The organism is Micromonospora sp. NPDC048947 (assembly GCF_040649495.1).
GTDB classification, from domain to species: Bacteria; Actinomycetota; Actinomycetes; order Mycobacteriales; family Micromonosporaceae; genus Micromonospora; species Micromonospora alfalfae.
In genome coordinates this window covers 222,838-241,968 of the sequence record NZ_JBEZFO010000005.1, presented here as the reverse complement: position 1 = coordinate 241,968, position 19,131 = coordinate 222,838, and the positions used below count along the sequence as shown (strand labels likewise).

The window sequence follows — 19,131 nt, the reverse complement described above, 5'->3', positions numbered from 1 at the left end:
GCCCTTTCGTCGTTCAGCCTCGGTTGCGGGGGTGCTGTTTGGCGGTGCGCTCGTTGCCGTGGCGGTAGTTGCCGGTCCAGCGGGCCATCACCAACTGCGGGTCGTCGTCGACCTCGGCCAGGAACTCTTCGGCCCGAGCGCCGCGCAGCGTGCCGGCGACCCGGCCGTGGTGGGTGATCACCACAGTGCCGTCCGCCCGTTGCACGTGCCGGAATCCTGCTGCCGTTCCCATGGGGGTGAGGCTGTCAGACCGACCGGCCGGGGGCGACCCGATTTCCGTCGTGCCGGGCGCACGATCCCGATTGACGTCGAGAGACCGCACGGCTTAGATGGGCCGACTGAAGATCGACTGACGGGGATCACGACTATGGACGTTCGTACCCGCGTCGCCGTGTCGGCGGCGCTCACCCTCGGCCTGCTGGCCGGCTGCGGCGACGACGCCGGCGCTCCGGCCGGGCCCGCGACCGGCAGCCCGGCGCCAGAGGCCGCTGGCGAGCCCTGGTACGACGAGGTGGCCCCGGCGTCACCCGGCGGCACGGCCGGCGGCATCGGTTCCCCCTGCCCGGTACCGGTGACGTTTCCGCTGGCCGACGGGTGGACGGCGAAGGCGATCGAGCCGCCCAAGGGCGAGCTGGCCGAACTGGTCGGCGAGGCGCTCACCAAGCGCGGCGGCACCACCGTCCGCTGCGAGGTCGACGGCCGGCCGGCCGGCGGCGGATTCCTGCGGATCTGGGCGGCGGACTCACCGACTGTCACGCCGCGCGCCGCGTTGGAGAGTTTCGCCGCCGGGGCCGGCGAGACGGTCGCCGGCCAACAGTTCCGTGACCTCCGCGCCGGCGGCTTCGACGCCACCGAGATGACCTGGCTCGCCACCAACCCGCTGGTCGAGGAGGAGGATCAGTCGCGAAACTGGGCGCTGGCCGTCCAGTCGGCGGGGCAGACCCTCGTCTTCGCGGTCAACGAGGGGCTGATCACCGAACGGACCGACGTGCTGCCGGCGTACCGGCTCGCGGTGCGGGGGCTCGCGAAGGGCGAGTGAGGTGGGCGCTGACCGGGCCGTGCCGGACGGTCAGGTACCGCAGGTCGTGGCGGGCAGTCCGGGGACGGTCACCGGGGACCGGCCGCCCGGCCGGGCCTTGCCGGCGAGCACGGCGGCCAGGCCGGTCATCGACGCCCGGCTGGACGAGTAGGTCGCCAGCAGCGTCGGTGACTTCGCGTCGGCCAGCACGTACGGGGTGTCCATGGCGACGGTCACCGCCGCGTCGGGGCTCAGGTCCTTGGCGCCGTCGCCGTAGCCCACCAGGTGCACGATCGTGCCGCCGCTGGGCTTGACCTGCACCCCGGCGGCGGTCAGCGCGGCGGTGAGCGTGGCCCGGGTGCCGTCCCGACCGCCGGACGAGGTGACGGTGACCGGTCCGCGTACCGCTTTGCCGCAGGGGCCCTTGAGCACGGTGACGGCGGCGGCTGCCAGCGCGTCGGCCGCCGCCCGGTGCGCCGGGGTGTTGAGCGTGGACATCTGCGCCGCCGGCAGCTCCGCGAGCTGGAACTTCATTGTCAGCACCCGGGTGACCGCCTCGACCAGCCGGGTCCGGGGCAGGGATCCGCCGCGCAGCGCGGCGAGCAGCCCGTCGTACGCCTGACCGACGTTCGGGGTCATCAGAATGAGGTCGTTACCGGCGTTGAGCGCCCGGACCGCGGCCTCGCCGGGGGCCCAGCGCATCGCGGGCGGCATGTTCATCCCGTCGGTGATCACCACGCCCTTGAAGCCGAGTTGGCCGCGCAGCACGTCGGTGAGCAGCTTGTGCGAGAACGTCGCCGGGGTTCCCGGGTCGATCGCGCGCGCGTCCAGGTGACCGGACATCACGGCCATCGCCCCCGCGTCCATCCCGGCGGTGAACGGCGGCCACGCGCCGCTCTGCAACGCCGCGGCGGACTGGGTGAGCACCGGAAGGTCCTGGTGCGAGTCGTCGGCGCTGTGGCCGTGCCCGGGGAAGTGCTTCAGGGTGGCCGCGACCCCGACCGCCTGGAGGCCGCGGACCGCGCCGCCCACCTGCGCGGCGGCCTTCTTCGGGTCGGCGCCGTACGACCGGGAGCCGATCACGGTGCTGCGGGTGGCCAGCACGTCGGCCACCGGGGCGAAGTCGATGTTGATGCCCATCGCGGCCAACTCGGTGCCGGCGGCCCGCCAGGCCGCCTCGGTGAGCTTCGGGTCACCGGCCGCGCCGGCCGCGAGGGCGCTGGGCAGCACTGTGACCCCGTCGCTCACACGGGTGACGACGCCGTACTCCTGGTCGGTGCCGATGAGCAGCGGCGCCGAACCGGCGGCGAGCCGACCGCCGGCGCTCCGCAGCCCGGCGGTGAGCTCGTGCACCTGCTTGGGGTTGTCGACGTTGGTGGTCTCCTGGTTGCCCTTGGTCGGGTCGTCGGCGCTGAAGCCGACCAGGATCAGGCCACCCAGTCGGTACTTGGCGATCATGTCGGCGGGGGTGTCCACCCCGGCCAGGGCCTGGTTACCGGCCGCCGAGCCGGCGGAGACCTTCGTCGCCGAGTCGCCGTAGGCGTACGGCATCAGCACCTGGCCGACGAGGTCTTCGTCGGCCAGCGTCGCCACCAGCGCGGCGGCGCGGCTGGCGGGGTCGCCGGCCGGCGGCGCGGCCGGGACGCTCGGGCCCGCGGACGTGCCGGCCGGGCTGGGCGTCGGCGTGGGGCGCTCCGGGTCACCGGAGCAGCCGGAGACGAGCAGGGCGGTCAGGGCTGCGACAGCGACACTGGCGCGCCACGGGCGATTCGACACGCCGCCCATCCCACCAGCTTCTCCCTTATCGGGGCAACTTGACCTTACCGGTCGTCACCGCTGCGACGTGTCCGGCCAGCGGCCCGCCGGCCGGTCAGCCAACCCGAGTGAGCAAGGTCACCGGGGCTCCGTCGCCGGCGTACCGGTAGGGCTCCAGGTCAGCGTCCCATGCCGTGCCGAGCGCCTTGTCGAGGGCGTGCGCCAGCGCCTCGGGGGCCCGGGAGGTCGCCATCAGCGCCCGAAGGCGGTCCTCACCGAGCTGAATGTCGCCGGCCACGCCCACCGTTGCCCGGAACAGGCCACGGGCTGGCACGTACATGAAGCGCTCACCGTCGGCGCCGGGACTCGGCTCCTCGGTGACCTCGAAACGGATCATGGGCCACTGCCGTAGGGCAGCAGCCAGCTCGGCGCCCGTCCCCGGACGACCGGTCCACCCGCACTCGGCCCGGCGTGCGCCGGGGTCGACGGGCTGAGCCGTCCACTGCAGGTTGACCGGCGCGGCTAGGACGCGCGCGATCGCCCACTCGACGTGTGAGCACACGGCGAGCGGGGTCGAATGGACGTATACGACGCCACGCGTTGGCACGGTGACCTCCCGGAGAGCGAGGTGCGTCTTCCCCTACGACCTCGTCCACCCAGGTGGCTGCTGCAACACATGATGACTCCTGTGACGCATGGTGCGCCAGAGAATCGGAAAAAACGCCGAGTGGAATAGCCGGACGGGTGGTCGCCGTTGCCTCTCAGGACACCGCGACGACCAGCATGATGTCGTGGTCCTGTACAGTTCCACCGGCGGCTTATGCCGCGTTACACCTTCGCGGGTCGAGTCACGTACGACCCGCACACAGCCCCCGGACGTCCAGTCCTCCCGTACGTCTTGCAAGGAGTACCTCCGTGGCGAGCAACACCTCTAAGACCGCGCGCGCGTCCGTCCGGGCCGGCCAGGCTGGCCAGGGTGGCGCCCTCAGCGTGCTGGGCGAGTTCAAGTACCTCATCCCGCTCAACGGCGGCAAGCACGCCTACGTGCGGAACCTGACCAACGGCAAGACCGCGCACCTGCGCACGGACTCCGACGCCTTCGTCGAGGAGATCCGCGTTCTGGCCGCCGCCGGCCACGCCGCCAAGATCCGGGCGGAGATCAACAACCTGGCTGCCACCCACCCGGGTGACGGCTGGGAGGCCACCGAGAAGCGCCTGGTCGCGGCCGGCGTCTTCGAGGGCTGAGCCCTCCCCCACGCACCACCGAAACCGCCCGCCGGGAGTTCCCGGCGGGCGGTTTCGTGTGTCCGGAGGCCGGGTCAGCCTGGATCGAGCAGGGCGACCTCGCCGGTGGCCAGGTCGTAGAGGCCGCCGACCACTGCCACCCGGCCGGCAGCCACCGGCCCGGCCAGCAGATCGTCCTCGCGCAGGGTGCGCACCGTGCGCCGGACGTGCCGGCGGATCGCCAGCGGCTGCACCGCCGGATCGTCGAGCCCCGCCTCGGTCACCGCCGGGGCGATCTCGTCCACCAGGTGCGCCAGCGACCCGCCGGGACGCTGCCCGGTGCGCAGCGACTCCACAGTTGCCTGCACCGCGCCGCACCGCTCGTGGCCGAGAACCATCACCAGCGGTACGCCGAGCTGCCCGACCACGTACTCGATCGAGCCGCAGACCGCGCGATCGAGCACGTGCCCGCCGGTACGGATCACGCAGATCGCGCCGAAGGTCTGATCGAAGATCGCCTCCAACGGCACCCGGGAGTCGATGCACCCCAGCACCACTGCGTACGGCTGCTGGTCGCCGGAGGCCGCTGCGGCGGCCGTCACGTCGTGTCCGTGCACCGGCTGACCACTGACGAACCGCCGGTTGCCGGCGAGCAGGTCGGCAAGCGCGGCGCGGGGCGTACCGCCGGCCTGGTGCCCCTGCCCCGACGTCGCGCCCATGGGTGCTCCCGACGACCCCATGCCGTCCAGCTTGGCCCGCCGCCGTCCAGGACGGGCGAGGTCGGGAATGTTCGCCACGGTGCGATTGGCGTGGTGTCATGGCGGGTAGCCGGTGTTACCGCCGGGTATCGGAGGTGCAGGTGGTACTGGGCGGCCCTGGGGAGGTGGCGATGCCGGAGCGGTTCGAGGTCGGTCTGCCGGACGGCGTACGGCTCAACGTCGAGGCGACGGGTCCGACGGACGCCCAGGTCACCGCCATCCTGCTGCACGGCTGGACGCTGGACGGGCGCGCCTGGCACCGGCAGGTCGACGCGCTCACGGCACCGCCGTTCGGCGGTGCCGTGCGGGTGGTGGCCTACGACGCGCGGGGGCACGGCCGGTCCAGCTGCATGGCGCTGCCCACTGCCACAGTGGCCCAGTTGGGTGACGACCTGGCCGCGGTGATCGACGCGGTCGCGCCGACCGGCCCTGTGGTGCTGGTCGGGCACTCGATGGGCGGCATGACGATCATGGAGTACGCGCACCGCCACCCCGCGCACTTCGCCGCCCGTACCGCCGGCCTGGTCTTCGTCTCGACCACCGCCGAGGGGCACACGCACACCGTCTACGGGCTCTCGCCGCGGATCGCCCGGTTGATCCGGCTGGCCGAGACGACCGGCGCCGGTGTGCTGGCCCGGTGTGGCTCGTGGCGCGCGCCCCGGGCACTGCTGAACGCGCTGCAACCGAGCATCCGGTGGATGCTCTTCGGTGACCGCTGCGAGCCGGCCGACATCCGCCTGGTGACGTCGGCGGTGGCTCGGGCCTCGCTGCGCTCGATCGGCGGGTTCCGCGCCTCCATCGGCACCCAGCACCGGCTGGACACCCTCGCCGCGTTGGCCCACCTGCCGGCCGCCGCCCTGGTCGGTGACCGGGACCGGCTGACCCCGCCACCGTGCGCCGAGTCGATCGCGGCGGCTCTGCCGGCCACCGAGCTGACCGTCTGCCCCGGTGCCGGGCACATGCTGATGATGGAACGTCCGGACGAGGTCAACGCCGCGCTCACCGGCGTGGTGCGGCGGGTGCTCGCCGAATCGCCGCCGGCTCACCGTGACGCGGCCCCCGTCGAGACGGGTGCCTGAGCACGTTCGCGCACCTCGGGCGCGGCGGGTCGGCTCCGGGGCCGTACTCTTCTCGGTTGGCCCGCGCGGTTCCCGCCGCCTGCCGGCGACCTCTGAAGGAGCGTGCGTTGACCGACCAGACCGGCCTGGAGCAGGAGATCGCCGTCGAGCAACGACACCTCGACCGGGTGTACGCCCGACTGGCCGAGCTGCGGCAGTCGGCCGTCCGGGCCGAGCGTGACGGCTACCGGATGGCCCGGGTGGGCACGCACGGCGCCCTGGTCGAGCGCGACGCGATGGTCTTCCACGCGGCGCAGCGGCGGCACACCCTGGACGCCGAGCACGAGGGGCTGGTCTTCGGCCGGCTGGACCTGCGCGACCGTCAGGTGCTGCACGTCGGACGACTGGGGATCCGCGACGAGAACGCCGTGACGCTCGTCGTCGACTGGCGCGCACCGGCCGCCGCCGCCTTCTACCAGGCCACACCGGCGCAGCCGCTGGACGTGGTGCGGCGCCGCACCATCCAGTCCCGCGCCGAGCGGGTCACCCGGATCGAGGACGACCTGCTGGACCCGACGGCCGCTCCGGAGGGGATGACCGTCGTCGGTGACGGCGCGTTGCTGGCCACCCTGTCCAAGGCCACCGGCCGGGGCATGCGCGACATCGTGGCGACCATCCAGCGGGAGCAGGACGAGGCGATCCGCTCGCCCGGCTCCGGGGTGACCATCGTCGCGGGCGGCCCCGGCACCGGCAAGACCGCTGTCGCCCTGCACCGGGCCGCGTTCCTGCTGTACTCCGACCGCAGCCGCTACGCCGGCGGCGGCATCCTGGTGGTCGGCCCGTCGTCGGTCTTCGTCGAGTACATCGGCTCCGTGCTGCCGTCGCTCGGTGAGGACACCGCGACCCTGCACTCGCTGGGCACCCTCTTCCCGGGGATGACCGCCACCCGACCCGACCCGCCCGAGGTGGCGGCGGTGAAGGGCTCGCTGCGGATGCGCCGGGTCCTGGAACAGGCGGCCCGCGACGCGGTGCCGGGCGGCCCGGGTGAGCTGCGGTTGCTCTACCGGGGCACACTGCTGCGGTTGGACCGGACCGCGCTGGACCGGATCCGGGACCGCGCGCTGCAACGCGGCGCACGACGCAACGAGGTGCGCCGAGCCGGTTTCGACGGGGTGTTCGCCGCGCTCTGGACGCAGGCCCGTGAGCTGAGCAGCGGTCGACTGCCGGAGCAACCGGCCTTCGAGGCGGAGATCGCCGAGCGGTCGGAGTTCCGGGAGTTCCTCAAGGCGTGGTGGCCCCGGCTGCACCCCCGGCACGTGCTCGGCTGGCTGGCGCAGCCGGACCGGCTGCGCCGGTACGCCGGGGGGATCCTCTCCTCGGCGGAGATCCGGCTGCTCAATGCCGCGTACCGGAACCTGGACTCGGCCGGGCTGACAATCGCCGACGTGGCGTTGCTGGACGAGTTGGACGCGCTGCTCGGTAAGCCCGCGCAGCCGGCCCGCGCGCGACGCGATCCGTTCCAGCTCGCCGGCGGCGTCCGTGAGCTGAGCACCCTCGGTGAACGGCAGCGGGCCGCCCGCGCGGCGGCCCGGGAGCGCCCGGAGGACTACCGGGAGTACGCGCACGTGGTGGTGGACGAGGCGCAGGACGTCTCGCCGATGCAGTGGCGGATGATCGGTCGGCGCGGCCGACTGGCCTCCTGGACAGTGGTGGGCGACCCCGCCCAGACCGCGTGGACCGGCGATCCGGAGGAGCTGACCCGAGCCCGCGACCAGGCGCTGGGCCGGCGCAAGCGGCACGACTTCACGCTCACCACCAACTACCGCAACTCGTCGGAGATCTTCGCGGTGGCGGCGGCGGAGATCCGTCGGCTCTACCCGGACCTGCCGCTGCCGACCGCCGTCCGCTCCACCGGGGTCGAGCCGGTGGAGCTGGTGGTGCCCGCGACGGGGTTGGAGACCGCGACAGTGGAGGCCGCCGCCGGCCTGCTGGCCGAGGTGGAGGGCACGGTCGGCGTGATCACGCCGGTCCCCCGCCGGGACGAGGTAGCCGGGTGGTTGGGCGCGCTCGGCGCGCCGAGGTTGCAGGTGGTGACCAGCCTGGAGGCCAAGGGCATGGAGTACGACGGAGTCGTGCTTGTCGCCCCGAGCGAGATCCGGGCGGATCCGGGGGCCGGGGTACGCACCCTGTACGTGGCGCTCTCCCGGGCCACCCAGCGGCTCACCACCATCGACCCGACCGGCTGACGTGTGCGGACTGCCGCCAACGGAAGGTGGTGGCCATACACTTGCACACATAGCGATGTGAGCATACATTTGACCGGGTCCCGGCCGGCGGCGGAAGGTGGTTCTCGTGGGCGCAGGTCATGACCACCACCATGGGTCCGTCGCCAATGCCGCACACCAGCACCGAGGTCGACTCTGGGCGGCATTCGGCCTGCTCGCCACCCTGATGGTGGTCGAGGCGGTGGTCGCCCTGCACACCGGCTCGCTCGCCCTGCTCTCCGACGCCGGGCACATGTTCACCGACGTGCTCGGCATCGGGATGGCGCTCGCCGCCATCACGGCGACCCGGCGGGCCACCGGCGACCCGCAGCGCACCTTCGGGCTCTACCGGCTCGAGGTGCTCGCCGCGCTGGCCAACGCCGTCCTGCTCTCCGGCGTCGCGATCTACGTGGTGATCGAGGCGATCCGCCGTTTCGGTGACCCGCACCAGGTCATCGCCGGCCCGATGCTCGCGGTGGCAGTGCTCGGCCTGCTCGCCAACATCGCCGCCTTCGCGCTGCTGCGCGCCGGGGCCCGGGAGAGCATCAACCTCCAGGGCGCCTACCTGGAGGTGCTCGGCGACCTGCTCGGCTCGCTCGGCGTCATCGGCGCGGCCCTGCTCATCACCGTCACCGACTGGTGGTGGGCCGACCCCCTGGTCGCGGTCGCCATCGGCGTGTTCATCCTGCCGCGCACCTGGCGGCTGGCCCGCGCCGCCATCCGCATCCTGGTGCAGGCCGCCCCGGAGCACCTCCAGGTGACGGCCGTGCACGACCGGCTCGCCGCCGTCCCCGGGGTCGTCGAGGTGCACGACCTGCACGTCTGGACGCTCACCTCGGGCATGGAGGTGGCCTCCGCCCACCTGACGATGGCACCCGGCGCGGAGGTCGGCGCGGTGCTCACCGCGGCGCGTACGGCCCTGCACGACGACTTCCGCATCGAGCACGCGACGTTGCAGATCGAGCCCGGCGCCGCTTCTGGAGCCTGCGGCTCCATCGAATGGTGACGGAGTCGTACTTTTCCGTGGTGACGCACGCACCGTCCGTCACATTGGCTGCAGCAGCCCCACCGGCACCGGTAGGCTCGGTCCCGGCCTCCACCAGGCGGCGCCCTCCCGGCGCCGGTGGCGGTCGCCGCCTAATCGCCCAGCTGGGCGAACCGGGGAACCATGTTCCTGGGGTGCATCCGCGTCAGCGGTAGGGATCTTCCGTCCCGAACCCGTCAGCTAACCCGGTCGGCGGCTGACGGAAGGACATGCGCAGTGGCACCAGCACGACCACCCGCCGCCCGACTGGCGGCCCTGATCGTCGCGATGTTCGCCCTCGGCGTCGCGCTTCCGGCCGGCACCGCCTCGGCCGCTCCCCCGACCGGCCTGCGGGCCGCCGCACCCGACTCCGACGAAGAGGGCGGCACCCCGGCGTTGCGCGCCCAGCTCGAAGCGGCCAGCAAGGGCTACCTGGACGCGAAGCGCGCCCTGGACACCTCGGTGCAACGGCAGAAGCAGCTCGCCACCCAGCTGAAGACCATCGAGGTCGAGATCGAGCAGCGCAACGGCAAGGTCGGCGAGATCGCCGAAGTGGCCTACCGCACCGGCCGGCTCGGTGCGATGTCGGCGCTGCTCAACAGCAACACCCCGGAAGGCTTCATGGACCGGGCGGCGGCGCTGGACGCGGTGGCGGCCAACGAGGACCGGGTGCTGCGCGACCTGCTGAACAGCAAGGACAAGGCCAACCGCACCCGGGTCGCCCTGGACGGCGAGATCAACGAACAGCGCAAACAGGTAGCGGTGATGGCCAAGCGCAAGGAACAGGCCGAACGGGCCCTGACCGTGGCCACCACACCCAGACCGCAGACCACCGCCGATGCCGGCTCCAACCGGGGCACCTCCAGCGCCAACGCGACTGCCGCGCCGCGCAACTCCGACGGCTCCTGGCCCTCCGAGTCGTGCAGCGTCAACGACCCCACGCCGGCCAGCGGCTGCATCACCCCGCGCACCCTGCACGCGCTCAACCAGGCCAAGGCGGCGGGCTTCACCCGGTACGTCTCGTGCCACCGCCCCAGCGGCTCCGGTGAACACCCGAAGGGCCGGGCCTGCGACTTCGCGGCGCAGAAGGGCGGCTTCGGCGGGAACGCCACCGGCGGCGACAAGACCTACGGCAACAACCTGGCCGCGTACTTCATCCGCAACGCGGACCGGCTCGCCGTGCTCTACGTGATCTGGTACCGGCAGATCTGGCTGCCCAGCAGCGGGTGGAAGTCGTACAGCGGGGCGCACGGCACCCCGTCGACCGACCACACCAACCACGTCCACCTGTCGGTCTACTGACCCAGCCGTCGTGATGCCTGTGAGTCATCGTGATGACTCACAGGCATCACGTGCGTCCGGGGGCCCGGCTACGTCGCCGGGCGTACCCCTGATGTCGTCGCTCGTCGGACGACCCGGCCGCGGTTCGCGGGCAGCATCGCGGTATGCCTCGGATCCGACCCACCACCCGCAAGGCGCTGCTCACACTGCACCTCGTCACCTCGCTCGGCTGGCTCGGCGCCGACCTGGTGCTGCTCACCCTCGGCATCGCCGTGCAGCGGGGCGCCGACGCGGCGGTGGTCTATCCGGTCACGGCCCTGGTCGGCACGGTGCTGTTCGCGCCGCTGAGCGTCCTGGTCTGGCTGATCGGAGTCGCCAGCTCGCTGCTCACCCCGTGGGGCCTGCTGCGCCACCGTTGGGTGCTGGTCAAACTCGTGCTCACCACCGTGATGGTCGGGCTGGTGCTGTTCCTGCTCACCCCGAACCTGCGCCACGCCGGAGCGGTCGGCGCCGCCCTGCCGGCACGGGATCGCGCCGACCTGGTCATCGCGCCAGCGGTGTCGACCAGCCTGATGATCATCGCGACGGTGCTGTCCACCTACAAGCCGTGGGGTCGACGTCCCGCCGCCCGACCGGCCCGCACAACCCGTGATCGCGCCGCAACCACGATCTAGGCCCCGCCGCCGCTCCACGCCGGCAGCAGGTCAAGGTGCGCCCTTCCCCGCGATCTTGCACTTACTGTCCCGACACATGGGGCATTCCGCTGATATCGACAACCGAAACTGCAAGATCGACGCAGCGGGCGGGGCGGGGCGGGCGGGGCGGGGCGGGGTGGGGGTGGGGGTGGGGGTGGGGTGGTCAGGTGGGCGGGGAGTTGCCGGTGCGGTCGAGGGCGGCGCCCAGCCGGGTGGCGAGGGCGAGGTGAGCGGCCTGGGCCTGGCGGAACGCGTACCGGAACAGTGGCGTCGGCGCGGTCAGGGTGATCTCGACGTCGATGCGGACCAGCCCGTCCGGCTCGGCGCGTAGTCGGGTGTGGTTTCGCACCGTGGTGGCCGGCCACTGGCGGGCCACCATGACGATCTCATCGGCGTCGCTGATCAGCACGTCCGCGTGGTAGGTGGTCCGGAAGCGCAGCGGACCGGCCGCCAACCGATCGTTGATCGTGTAGCTGGCCTGGGCGCCGGGCCGGGTTGGCACCCGGCGAACCCGGACGATCAGCGGATGCAGCTCGCCCTGCCGGGTCAGGTCGCTGAGCAACGCCGCCGCCTGGGCGGGTGAGCACCGGGCCTGGACGGTGTAGCTGAAGGTATCGCTGCTGAGCACACCGTCTCCCGCCGTCGGTTGTCGCCCGATCGTCCCGTACCGATGTCTGGCTGGCAACGCCCCGGGCTCTCCGCGCCGCGCCGGACCGGGCCGATGCGACGACCTGCCACCACCTGCGCCATTAAGGTCGGTTAGTGCGAAATCTTCCGAAAGTGCCGGAGGGCGGCCAGCATGAACGGCGACGACCGATGAGTGGGCACGTGATGGTCTTCGCGCCCACCCCGCAGCTGACGGTGACTGTGGACCAGCCCAACGACCACCCCGAGCTGCACCTGCACCCTGGCGGGCAGGGCGTCTGGCAGGCCCGGATGGTGATCTCCCTCGGTGTCGACGTGGTGCTCTGCGCCGCCCTCGGCGGTGAGATCGGCCAGGTGCTGGAGCCGCTGCTGGTCAGCGAGGGCGTCGACCTGAAGGTGGTGGTCCGTGACTCCGGCAGCGGCGGGTACGTGCACGATCGGCGCGAGGGCTCCCGGCAGGAGATCGCCGACGTGCCCGGGCAGCCGCTGAGTCGGCACGAGATCGACGAGCTGTACAACCTCGCCCTCGGCGAGGGCCTGCGGGCCTCGGTGAGCATCCTCAGTGGGCCGAACGAACCGTGGCTCGTACCGGCCGACCTGTACCGGCGCTTCGCCGCCGACCTCGGTGCGAACGGCGGGCGGGTGGTGGTCGACCTCTCCGGCGATCACCTCGGTTCGGTGCTGGAGAGCGGGGTGTTCTTCCTCAAGGTGAGTCACGAGGAGTTGATCCGCGACGGCCGCGCCCGCAGCGACGACACCGAGGAACTGACCCGGGCCATGTACGAGTTGCATGCGGGCGGCGCTGAGACGGTGGTGGTGAGCCGTGCCGACCAGCCGGCGTTGGCGCTCATCGACGGGGAGCTGTTCCAGGTCGAGATGCCCCGGCTGGAGGCCGCCGACCCACGCGGCGCGGGCGATTCGATGACGGCCGGGGTGGCGGCCGTCGTGGCCAGGGGCGGGGACATTCGGACCGCCATCCGCACCGGCGCCGCCGCTGGCGCGCTGAACGTGACCCGGCACGGCCTGGGCACCGGGCGGCTGGACTCGATCACCGGCCTGGTGGACCGGGTCCGGCTGGTGCCGGCGGACAGCCGGCAACAGGAGCGGACCACCCCTGACGAGTTGGCCGGCCGGGTGGTCGAGCGATGACGGTGCGGGTGTTGATCACCAACGACGACGGGATCGCCGCGCCGGGGATCCAGGCGCTCGCCTGGGCTGCCCAGCAGCGGGGCCTGGACGTCGTGGTGGCCGCGCCGATGGAGGAGGCGAGCGGCACCAGCGCCGCGATGAGCGCCATGGAGCGCGACGGGCGGGTCGTCGTGAACGACCACCCGCTGCCGGACCTGGCGGGTGTGCCGGCGTACGGGGTCGCCGGGTCCCCGGGGTTCATCACGCTGATCGCCCTGCACGGGGCGTTCGGCCCACCGCCGTCGGTGGTGCTCTCCGGCGTCAACCGGGGCGCCAACGCCGGCCGGGCTGTGCTGCACTCCGGGACCGTTGGCGCAGCGTTCACCGCCGCCACCAACGGCTGCCGGGCGATGGCGGTCTCCCTGGACGTGCTCTCCGCCGGCGAGGCGACGGCCGCGAGCGGTGGCGCCGCCGTGGACGCCGCCGCCCGGGTACGCGACGCCGAGCGGCACTGGGGCACCGCCGCGCGGGTCGCCCTGGACCTGCTCCCCCGCTTGACCTCCGCGCCCATGGAGAGCGTGCTCAACGTGAACACTCCGGACCTGCCGCACGGGCAACTGCGCGGGGTGCGGCGCGGCACCCTGGCCAGCTTCGGTCAGGTGCAGATGACTGTGGCCGAATCCGGCCACGGGTTCGTCCGTACCTCGCTGGAGGAGCCAGGGCAGGCCGCACAGCCGGGCACGGACGTGGCGCTGCTGGCCGCCGGGTACGCGTCGGTGACGGCCATCCGAGCGGTCAGCGAGGCGACCGACATCGACCTGACCGGCTTGGACGAACAGCCCTGACGGGACGGCCCGCGCGCTCAGGCGCCGGGCAGCACCTCGGGGGTGGCGGCACCGGCGAAGTAGGGCTCCGGGGCGCCGAAGAGACCGAGCAGGCCGGTCACCCAGAGCTGTCGGTGCACGAACCGGCTCGGCTCGGTGACCACCAGCTTGACGTCGCTGACCTCGGCTGTCTGGAAGCCGGCGACCATGGCGCTGATGCCGACCGAGTCGATGAAGGTGACCAACCTCATGTTGAGTTCGATGCGCAGAGGGCGGCCCTTGGCCAGCACCTCAGCGATCGCTTCGCGCACCTCGTACGCTGTGTCGACGTCGATCTCACCCCGTGGGGCGATCTCCACGACACCACCGGACAGGACCGACTTCACGATCGACAGGCTCACGCGAGCACCTCCACCCGCCCGTCCCCCGGGCGCCTCATCAGTACGCGGGCCGCGACCGAGAGTATTCCTCCGACGGCCTCGGTCGCCACCCCTCGGGATGAGCAATTCGCGGATCCGGGCCCACAAAGGCACCCATATCCGTACTTTTCAGCATCTGATTACTCAAGACTTTTCGTTATCTGACCATCGACGATCGGTCGTGACCGGCCCGCCGCCGAACCAGGGTAGCGGTCCGGACCCGGCGCGCCCGACAACCGGCCCATGACGTACGCCTGCCCCGTGTGCCGTCGGCGTGTCGCCCACCCCCGGCCGGCGCGACCCGCGCCCCCGGTTGCCGACGCGCCCTAGCATCGGCCGGGACACCACCGCGACGGAGAGGATCTTCGATGATCAAGCGACTTGCCGGGCTGGCCGGCGTCGGTGTTCTGCTCGCCCTCGTCCTGGCCTGCGGTTTCGGTGGCGGAGACGACGATGACGACGATGACGACGACTTCGCCAGAGGTGTCGCCGTGTCAGCGGTGCGCTGATTCGGTCGCGCACCCGCCTACCGGTGCGCCGCGGAGGTCGGGGTTTGCGTCCGGCTGACGCGGGGCACTGCGGGATAGGCGACACCGTGACGCGCTGGAAAGACGCCGAAGTCCGAAGTGGCCGGCGGCTTCGGCACCCGAGGAGGTAACCACGATGTTCGGAACCAACCTGCTGGACCGCCGCAGCAAGCCGGAGCGGATCGCGGACCAGGCCTGGGAGCACCTGCTCTCAGCCGTCAGCTACGCCGGAGACAGTGTGCGGGACACCGCCCGCTCGGCCCGCCAGAACAGCAGCGATCTCGCCGACGGGGCTGGTGACCTGGTGGGATCCGCCGCCGAGGAGGCGCGACGCCGCGCCTCGCTGGCCTTCGACGCGCTCGCCGGCCGTCAGCCGGCACTGCCCTGGACGCTCCTGATCGGCGCCGCGCTCGTCGGCGCGGCGGTCGGCTGGGCCGTCGGCTCCGCCGCACGGGCCGCCGGCAGCCGGGACGACAGTGCCGTCGACGACGTGGAGTTCGTCGACGTCGACCGCCCGAACTCCCCCGCCGTCTGAACGACAGCGCCACCACGGGCCCCGATCGACTCAGGTCGAGCGGGGCCCGGCGTGGTGTCGGGGTGGACCGGTCCGCCGGGTGCCGGACCCCTCAGGCGGCCCGGCGGACCGGTGTTTCGTGGTGATCCGGGGTCCCGCCCCGGATCACCCGCTCAGCGGCTCGTGCAGGTGATGGCGGCCGGGGGCGTGTTGCTACCGGCCCACGAGCCGAGGAAGCCGGCGGTGGTGCTGGCCCCGGCGGCGAGCGCGCCGTTCCAGCCCGTGTCCCGGACCGACACGGCGGCCCCGGTCTGGGTGTGGGTGCCGCCCCAGAGCTGGTTGATCCGCTGGCCGTCGGTAAAGGTCCAGCTCAGGGTCCAACCGGCGATGGGGGCGCTTCCGGCGTTGCGGACCACCAGCTCGGCCTGGAAACCGCCGGACCAGGATCCGGTCACCCGGTAGGTCGCCGCGCAACCGGCGGACGGCGGCGGCGTCGTCGGGGGCGGCGTCGTCGGCGGTGGCGTGGTCGGCGGTGGGGTCGTCGGGGGTGGGGTCGTCGGCGGTGGCGTCGTCGGAGGTGGCGTGGTCGGGGGCTCGCCGCCGGTGCGGTCGGCGACCAGGATGCCGCGACCGTTGGTGCCGAGGTAGACCCGACCGTAGACACGAGGGTCTCCGGTCAGCGCCTCGGTCGGATTGCCGTACTGGTGGCGGTCGTCGTTGACGCGTACCCAGGTCGCGCCGGTGTCGTCGGAGCGGTGCACGCCCGGTTGACCGTTCACCGTGCCGTAGAGGAACACGGCGGGGTTGGTCCGCCCGGGTGCCGCCTTGCCGAAACCGACGTTGCCGGAGGCGCTGACGCCGTCCAGCCTGGTGAAGCTGGTGCCGGCGTTTGTGGAGCGCCACAGGCCACCCGGCCCGGCCAGCCACAACTCGCCGGCCCGGCCCGGCAGGGCCTTGAAACGTACGTCGGTGCTGGGTAGCCCGGTCGCCGCGGTCGGGGTGAAGCTGGCTCCACCGTCGGTGCTCAGGTAGAAACGCCCGCCGCTGAAGCCGTAGAACCGGGTGGGGTCGACCCGGTCGGATTCGACTGTGGCGTTCGCCGGGATGCCGGTTGACGCTGCCCAGGAGTTGCCGAAACCGACCGAGTGGACGACGCGTTGGCCCGCGTCACCGGGTGCCCAGACGAAGCGGCTGCCGTCGGCCGCGGCGGCCACCGTGCCACCGAGGTTGACGCCGGACGGTTCGGTGCCCTGGAACCAGGTGGCGCCGCCGTCGGTGGAGAAGGCGACGTGACTGTCGTTGGGCCGGTCGGCGTCGGTGAAGTTGCCGGCGCGCACCAGCACCGCGGGCTTGCTCTCGGCGTAATCGAGGCTGGTGGTGGACGTGAACACCGGCTGGGTGAACAGCATCGACGGAATCGTGTCCAGGTCGGTGTGTCGGAAGCCGCCGACGTCGCCGAGCGCGCTGATCAGGGGTGCGCCGCTGGGCGGGCTGATCAGGTCGAGGACCGCCGTTTCCTCCAGCCCTCTGACCATGGGTCGAAGGGTGAACTGGCCGCCGGTGTCCCACCGGGTCAGGTCGGTGGTGCCGTAGATGGTGGCGCCGGTGCCGTACATCATGCGGTTGGAGTCGTGCGGGTCGATCTCCACCGACTCGTTCATCCAGCCGAGCTTTGGCGAGGCCTCCGGGGGTGCCGGGTTGACACCGAAGGTCAACCAGGGCACCGAGCTGATGTCCATGGTGTAGCGGCGGGACCTCTCCGGGTAGTTGCTGAACTCCCAGATCCGCGTCCAGGTCGCCCCGCCGTCGGTGCTGCGGAAGAAGATCGCGTCCGGCCACCAGGAGACCTGGGTGGCCACCAGCAGGGTGTTCGGGCGTTGCCTGTCGATGGTCAGCCCGCTGTAGCCGAAGTAGGCGTCGGCGCTGGTGGAGGGAATCGGGCTGATCCGCGTCCAGGCACCGGTCGAACGGGTGAACTTCCAGACGTCGCCCTTGCCGCCGTCGTACGGGCCGCCGGTGTCGCTGGTGGCGATGTAGAGGTGGCCACCGACCGGGTCGACGACCCCCTTGTGGGCCAGGTAGCCGGTGGGCTGACCGGGGATGCGCGCCCAGGTGACGCCGCCGTCGGTGCTGCGGTAGACCGGGTTCTGCTTGTCCGCCACTCCCACGTAGATGGTCTGCGTGGTGGAGCCGGCGGTGCCTGTGCTCTTGTCGAAACTGACAAAGGTCAGGCCCTGGTTCTGCCCGTTGTAGCCGTTCGGGTCGCTGGGGTCGGCCCGGTAGTTGCCGACGTTGGGGAAGGCGGTGACGCGGGCCCAGGTTACGCCGTGGTCGGTGCTGCGCCACAGCCCGTTGCCGCCCTCGGCGCCGTAGTAGACGATGCTGTTCCGGTTGGGGTCGACGGCGAGCCGCTCCCCCATTCCCCGGCCCGGCATGTTGCCGCCGTTCTTGAACGGCAGCTCGGTGGCCTGCCAGGTGGCGCCCTTGTCGGCCGAGCGCAGGATCGCGCCGTTGTTCGGGTCCCAGCCGTTGGTGTACATGCCGACAGCGGCGTACACCCGGTTGGTCTGCACCGGGTCGGTGGCGATGCTGACCACGCCGTTGTAGCCCCAGCGGTCCGCGCCGACCCAGTCGAGCAGCGGCGTCCACGACTGGCTGGACTGCTCCCAGCGGTAGGCCCCGCCGATGTCCGTCCGCGCGTAGATCAGGTTCTTCTCGGTGGGGTTGAAGACGATGCCGGGCACGAAGCCGCCACCACCCACCGGAACGTTGCGCCAGGTGTACGCCTCCGCCGCGGCCGGGGCAGGGGCCGACCCGGCGGCGGTGAACGGGACCACCACGACGGCTGTGGCGGCGGCCAGCACGGACACGACAGTGCCGGCGAGACTTCTCCGCATCTGCGGTTCCTCTCGGGATGGAGCCCCGGGGGACGGGGTCGATCGCCTGGGTGACGCCGTGGCCCGGGGGACGAGCACGACGACGGGGACGGGTAGAGCTGCCCTGGCTCCACCACCCGACGCGACGGCTCCCGCGATCGAGGAACGCGATTACCGTAACCGAAATCGGCTCGCTTTGGAAGCGCTCCCATCATCGACGTTCGTCCCCGTTCCCCCAGCCGTGCCGCCCAGGTCGGGCCGCGACGTCACCCGGTCCGGGCGAGGGCGGCTCACCCGAGGCGGCGGCACCATCGCAGCACGGCGGACCTCCGGCCGCGGCCACCACACGGTCCGCCATCGGAACAGCGGAGGAGGGACAGATGGCCATCGCGGAGATCAACCGCACCGACCAGGACATCCAGTCCGCCGTTCTCGACGAGCTGACCTGGGAACCGCGGGTGCAGCCGCACGAGATCGGCGTGACTGTCGCCGAGGGCGTCGTCACCCTGACCGGCCGCGTGGACAGCTACGCCAAGAAGTGGGCCGCCGAACGGGCCACCCACCGGGTCGCCTCGGTCCGGGCGGTCGCCAACGACGTGGCCGTACAGCTCACCAACGGCACCGAGCGCGGCGACAGCGACCTGGCCGCCGCGGCCAGCCACGGGCTGGAGTGGGACGCGTTCGTGCCCATCGAGAAGCTCCAGGTCACCGTCTCGGCCGGCTGGGTGACGCTGCACGGCGACGTCGAGTGGGAGTACCAACGCCGCGCCGCCGAACGCGCTGTCGCCCGGCTGACCGGCGTACGCGGGGTGAGCAACGGCATCACCGTAAGACCGGCCACCGCGCCGGACGCCCGCGACGTGGCCGACCGGATCGTCGACGCCCTCGCCCGGGCCGGAGCGACCGAGGCCGAACGGATCAGCGTCCGGGTGCACGGCGACACCGCGATACTTGCCGGCCTGGTGCACTCGATGCCCGAACGGGCCGAGGTCGAGCAGGTGGCCTGGTCCGCGCCGGGCATCCGGGAGGTGCAGAACCACATCGCTGTCGCCCCGGGACTGCGCTGAGCGGGGGCAGGCGCCCGCTGGGCGGCCGCTGAACCACCCGGGGTGGGTGAGTCC

General features: G+C 72.3%; 19 protein-coding genes and 1 riboswitch. Of the genes, 12 read left to right on the top strand and 7 right to left on the bottom strand.

Annotated elements, in window-relative coordinates; translation table 11 throughout:
• Positions 1–13: 13 nt before the first annotated feature.
• On the bottom strand, positions 14–232 hold the full coding sequence (locus AB0B98_RS10325) for a hypothetical protein (RefSeq protein ID WP_357361879.1): 219 nt from the start codon (positions 230–232) through the stop codon (positions 14–16).
• A 135-nt stretch (positions 233–367) separates the two neighbouring features.
• Here AB0B98_RS10325 and AB0B98_RS10320 point away from each other — a divergent pair, with 135 nt between their 5' ends.
• Complete coding sequence (locus AB0B98_RS10320) at positions 368–1,039, top strand: lipoprotein (protein ID WP_357361878.1); 672 nt, start codon at positions 368–370, stop codon at positions 1,037–1,039.
• Positions 1,040–1,069: 30 nt separating this feature from the next.
• On the opposite strand, the gene AB0B98_RS10315 is transcribed toward AB0B98_RS10320, so the two are convergent.
• Complete coding sequence (locus AB0B98_RS10315) at positions 1,070–2,803, bottom strand: glycoside hydrolase family 3 protein (protein ID WP_357361876.1); 1,734 nt, start codon at positions 2,801–2,803, stop codon at positions 1,070–1,072.
• An 85-nt stretch (positions 2,804–2,888) separates the two neighbouring features.
• Entirely contained in the window at positions 2,889–3,380 is a 492-nt protein-coding gene (locus AB0B98_RS10310) for a DUF3145 domain-containing protein (protein ID WP_350860288.1), read from the bottom strand.
• A 308-nt stretch (positions 3,381–3,688) separates the two neighbouring features.
• On the opposite strand from AB0B98_RS10310, the gene AB0B98_RS10305 reads away from it, so the two are divergent.
• On the top strand, positions 3,689–4,018 hold the full coding sequence (locus AB0B98_RS10305) for a hypothetical protein (RefSeq protein ID WP_030330285.1): 330 nt from the start codon (positions 3,689–3,691) through the stop codon (positions 4,016–4,018).
• Positions 4,019–4,092: 74 nt separating this feature from the next.
• Here AB0B98_RS10305 and AB0B98_RS10300 read toward each other — a convergent pair whose 3' ends face one another.
• Complete coding sequence (locus AB0B98_RS10300; protein WP_357361874.1) at positions 4,093–4,716, bottom strand: carbonic anhydrase; 624 nt, start codon at positions 4,714–4,716, stop codon at positions 4,093–4,095.
• Between the two features lie 170 nt (positions 4,717–4,886).
• Here AB0B98_RS10300 and AB0B98_RS10295 point away from each other — a divergent pair, with 170 nt between their 5' ends.
• From AB0B98_RS10295 to AB0B98_RS10275, 5 genes are all read left to right on the top strand, one after another.
• Positions 4,887–5,834, top strand: a complete 948-nt coding sequence (locus AB0B98_RS10295; protein ID WP_357361873.1) for an alpha/beta hydrolase — start codon at positions 4,887–4,889, stop codon at positions 5,832–5,834.
• A gap of 107 nt (positions 5,835–5,941) precedes the next feature.
• Entirely contained in the window at positions 5,942–8,059 is a 2,118-nt protein-coding gene (locus AB0B98_RS10290; protein WP_357361871.1) for an AAA family ATPase, read from the top strand.
• 106 nt (positions 8,060–8,165) lie between these two features.
• Positions 8,166–9,083 (top strand): cation diffusion facilitator family transporter, encoded by a 918-nt coding sequence (locus AB0B98_RS10285; protein ID WP_238670076.1) that lies wholly within the window; start codon positions 8,166–8,168, stop codon positions 9,081–9,083.
• 118 nt (positions 9,084–9,201) lie between these two features.
• Positions 9,202–9,333: riboswitch (cyclic di-AMP (ydaO/yuaA leader) on the top strand.
• 56 nt (positions 9,334–9,389) lie between these two features.
• Positions 9,390–10,403 (top strand): hypothetical protein, encoded by a 1,014-nt coding sequence (locus AB0B98_RS10280; protein ID WP_238670405.1) that lies wholly within the window; start codon positions 9,390–9,392, stop codon positions 10,401–10,403.
• Between the two features lie 143 nt (positions 10,404–10,546).
• The gene (locus AB0B98_RS10275; RefSeq protein WP_357361869.1) at positions 10,547–11,056 is read left to right on the top strand and encodes a hypothetical protein; all 510 of its coding nucleotides are present in this window, start codon (positions 10,547–10,549) and stop codon (positions 11,054–11,056) included.
• 184 nt (positions 11,057–11,240) lie between these two features.
• Here the strand turns inward: AB0B98_RS10275 and AB0B98_RS10270 are convergent, their stop codons facing one another.
• Positions 11,241–11,705, bottom strand: a complete 465-nt coding sequence (locus tag AB0B98_RS10270; RefSeq protein WP_357361867.1) for an SRPBCC family protein — start codon at positions 11,703–11,705, stop codon at positions 11,241–11,243.
• 188 nt (positions 11,706–11,893) lie between these two features.
• On the opposite strand from AB0B98_RS10270, the gene AB0B98_RS10265 reads away from it, so the two are divergent.
• Both AB0B98_RS10265 and AB0B98_RS10260 read left to right on the top strand, forming a co-directional pair.
• Positions 11,894–12,871, top strand: a complete 978-nt coding sequence (locus AB0B98_RS10265; RefSeq protein WP_181518436.1) for a PfkB family carbohydrate kinase — start codon at positions 11,894–11,896, stop codon at positions 12,869–12,871.
• Complete coding sequence (locus AB0B98_RS10260; protein ID WP_357361865.1) at positions 12,868–13,695, top strand: 5'/3'-nucleotidase SurE; 828 nt, start codon at positions 12,868–12,870, stop codon at positions 13,693–13,695. Before AB0B98_RS10265 ends, AB0B98_RS10260 begins: the two co-directional genes overlap by 4 nt.
• Before the next feature lie 17 nt (positions 13,696–13,712).
• Here the strand turns inward: AB0B98_RS10260 and AB0B98_RS10255 are convergent, their stop codons facing one another.
• Positions 13,713–14,075 carry an STAS domain-containing protein gene (locus AB0B98_RS10255; protein WP_030330302.1) on the bottom strand — a complete coding sequence of 121 codons (363 nt, stop codon included), beginning with the start codon at positions 14,073–14,075 and terminating at the stop codon, positions 13,713–13,715.
• A gap of 386 nt (positions 14,076–14,461) precedes the next feature.
• On the opposite strand from AB0B98_RS10255, the gene AB0B98_RS10250 reads away from it, so the two are divergent.
• Positions 14,462–14,602 carry a hypothetical protein gene (locus AB0B98_RS10250; RefSeq protein ID WP_238670080.1) on the top strand — a complete coding sequence of 47 codons (141 nt, stop codon included), beginning with the start codon at positions 14,462–14,464 and terminating at the stop codon, positions 14,600–14,602.
• Positions 14,603–14,756: 154 nt separating this feature from the next.
• Positions 14,757–15,155 carry a hypothetical protein gene (locus AB0B98_RS10245; RefSeq protein ID WP_238670081.1) on the top strand — a complete coding sequence of 133 codons (399 nt, stop codon included), beginning with the start codon at positions 14,757–14,759 and terminating at the stop codon, positions 15,153–15,155.
• Between the two features lie 152 nt (positions 15,156–15,307).
• Here the strand turns inward: AB0B98_RS10245 and AB0B98_RS10240 are convergent, their stop codons facing one another.
• Positions 15,308–18,031: a cellulose binding domain-containing protein gene (locus AB0B98_RS10240; protein ID WP_357361863.1), complete on the bottom strand. Its 2,724-nt coding sequence runs from the start codon at positions 18,029–18,031 to the stop codon at positions 15,308–15,310.
• Between the two features lie 359 nt (positions 18,032–18,390).
• On the opposite strand from AB0B98_RS10240, the gene AB0B98_RS10235 reads away from it, so the two are divergent.
• Positions 18,391–19,077 carry a BON domain-containing protein gene (locus tag AB0B98_RS10235; protein WP_238670083.1) on the top strand — a complete coding sequence of 229 codons (687 nt, stop codon included), beginning with the start codon at positions 18,391–18,393 and terminating at the stop codon, positions 19,075–19,077.
• Positions 19,078–19,131: the final 54 nt, after the last annotated feature.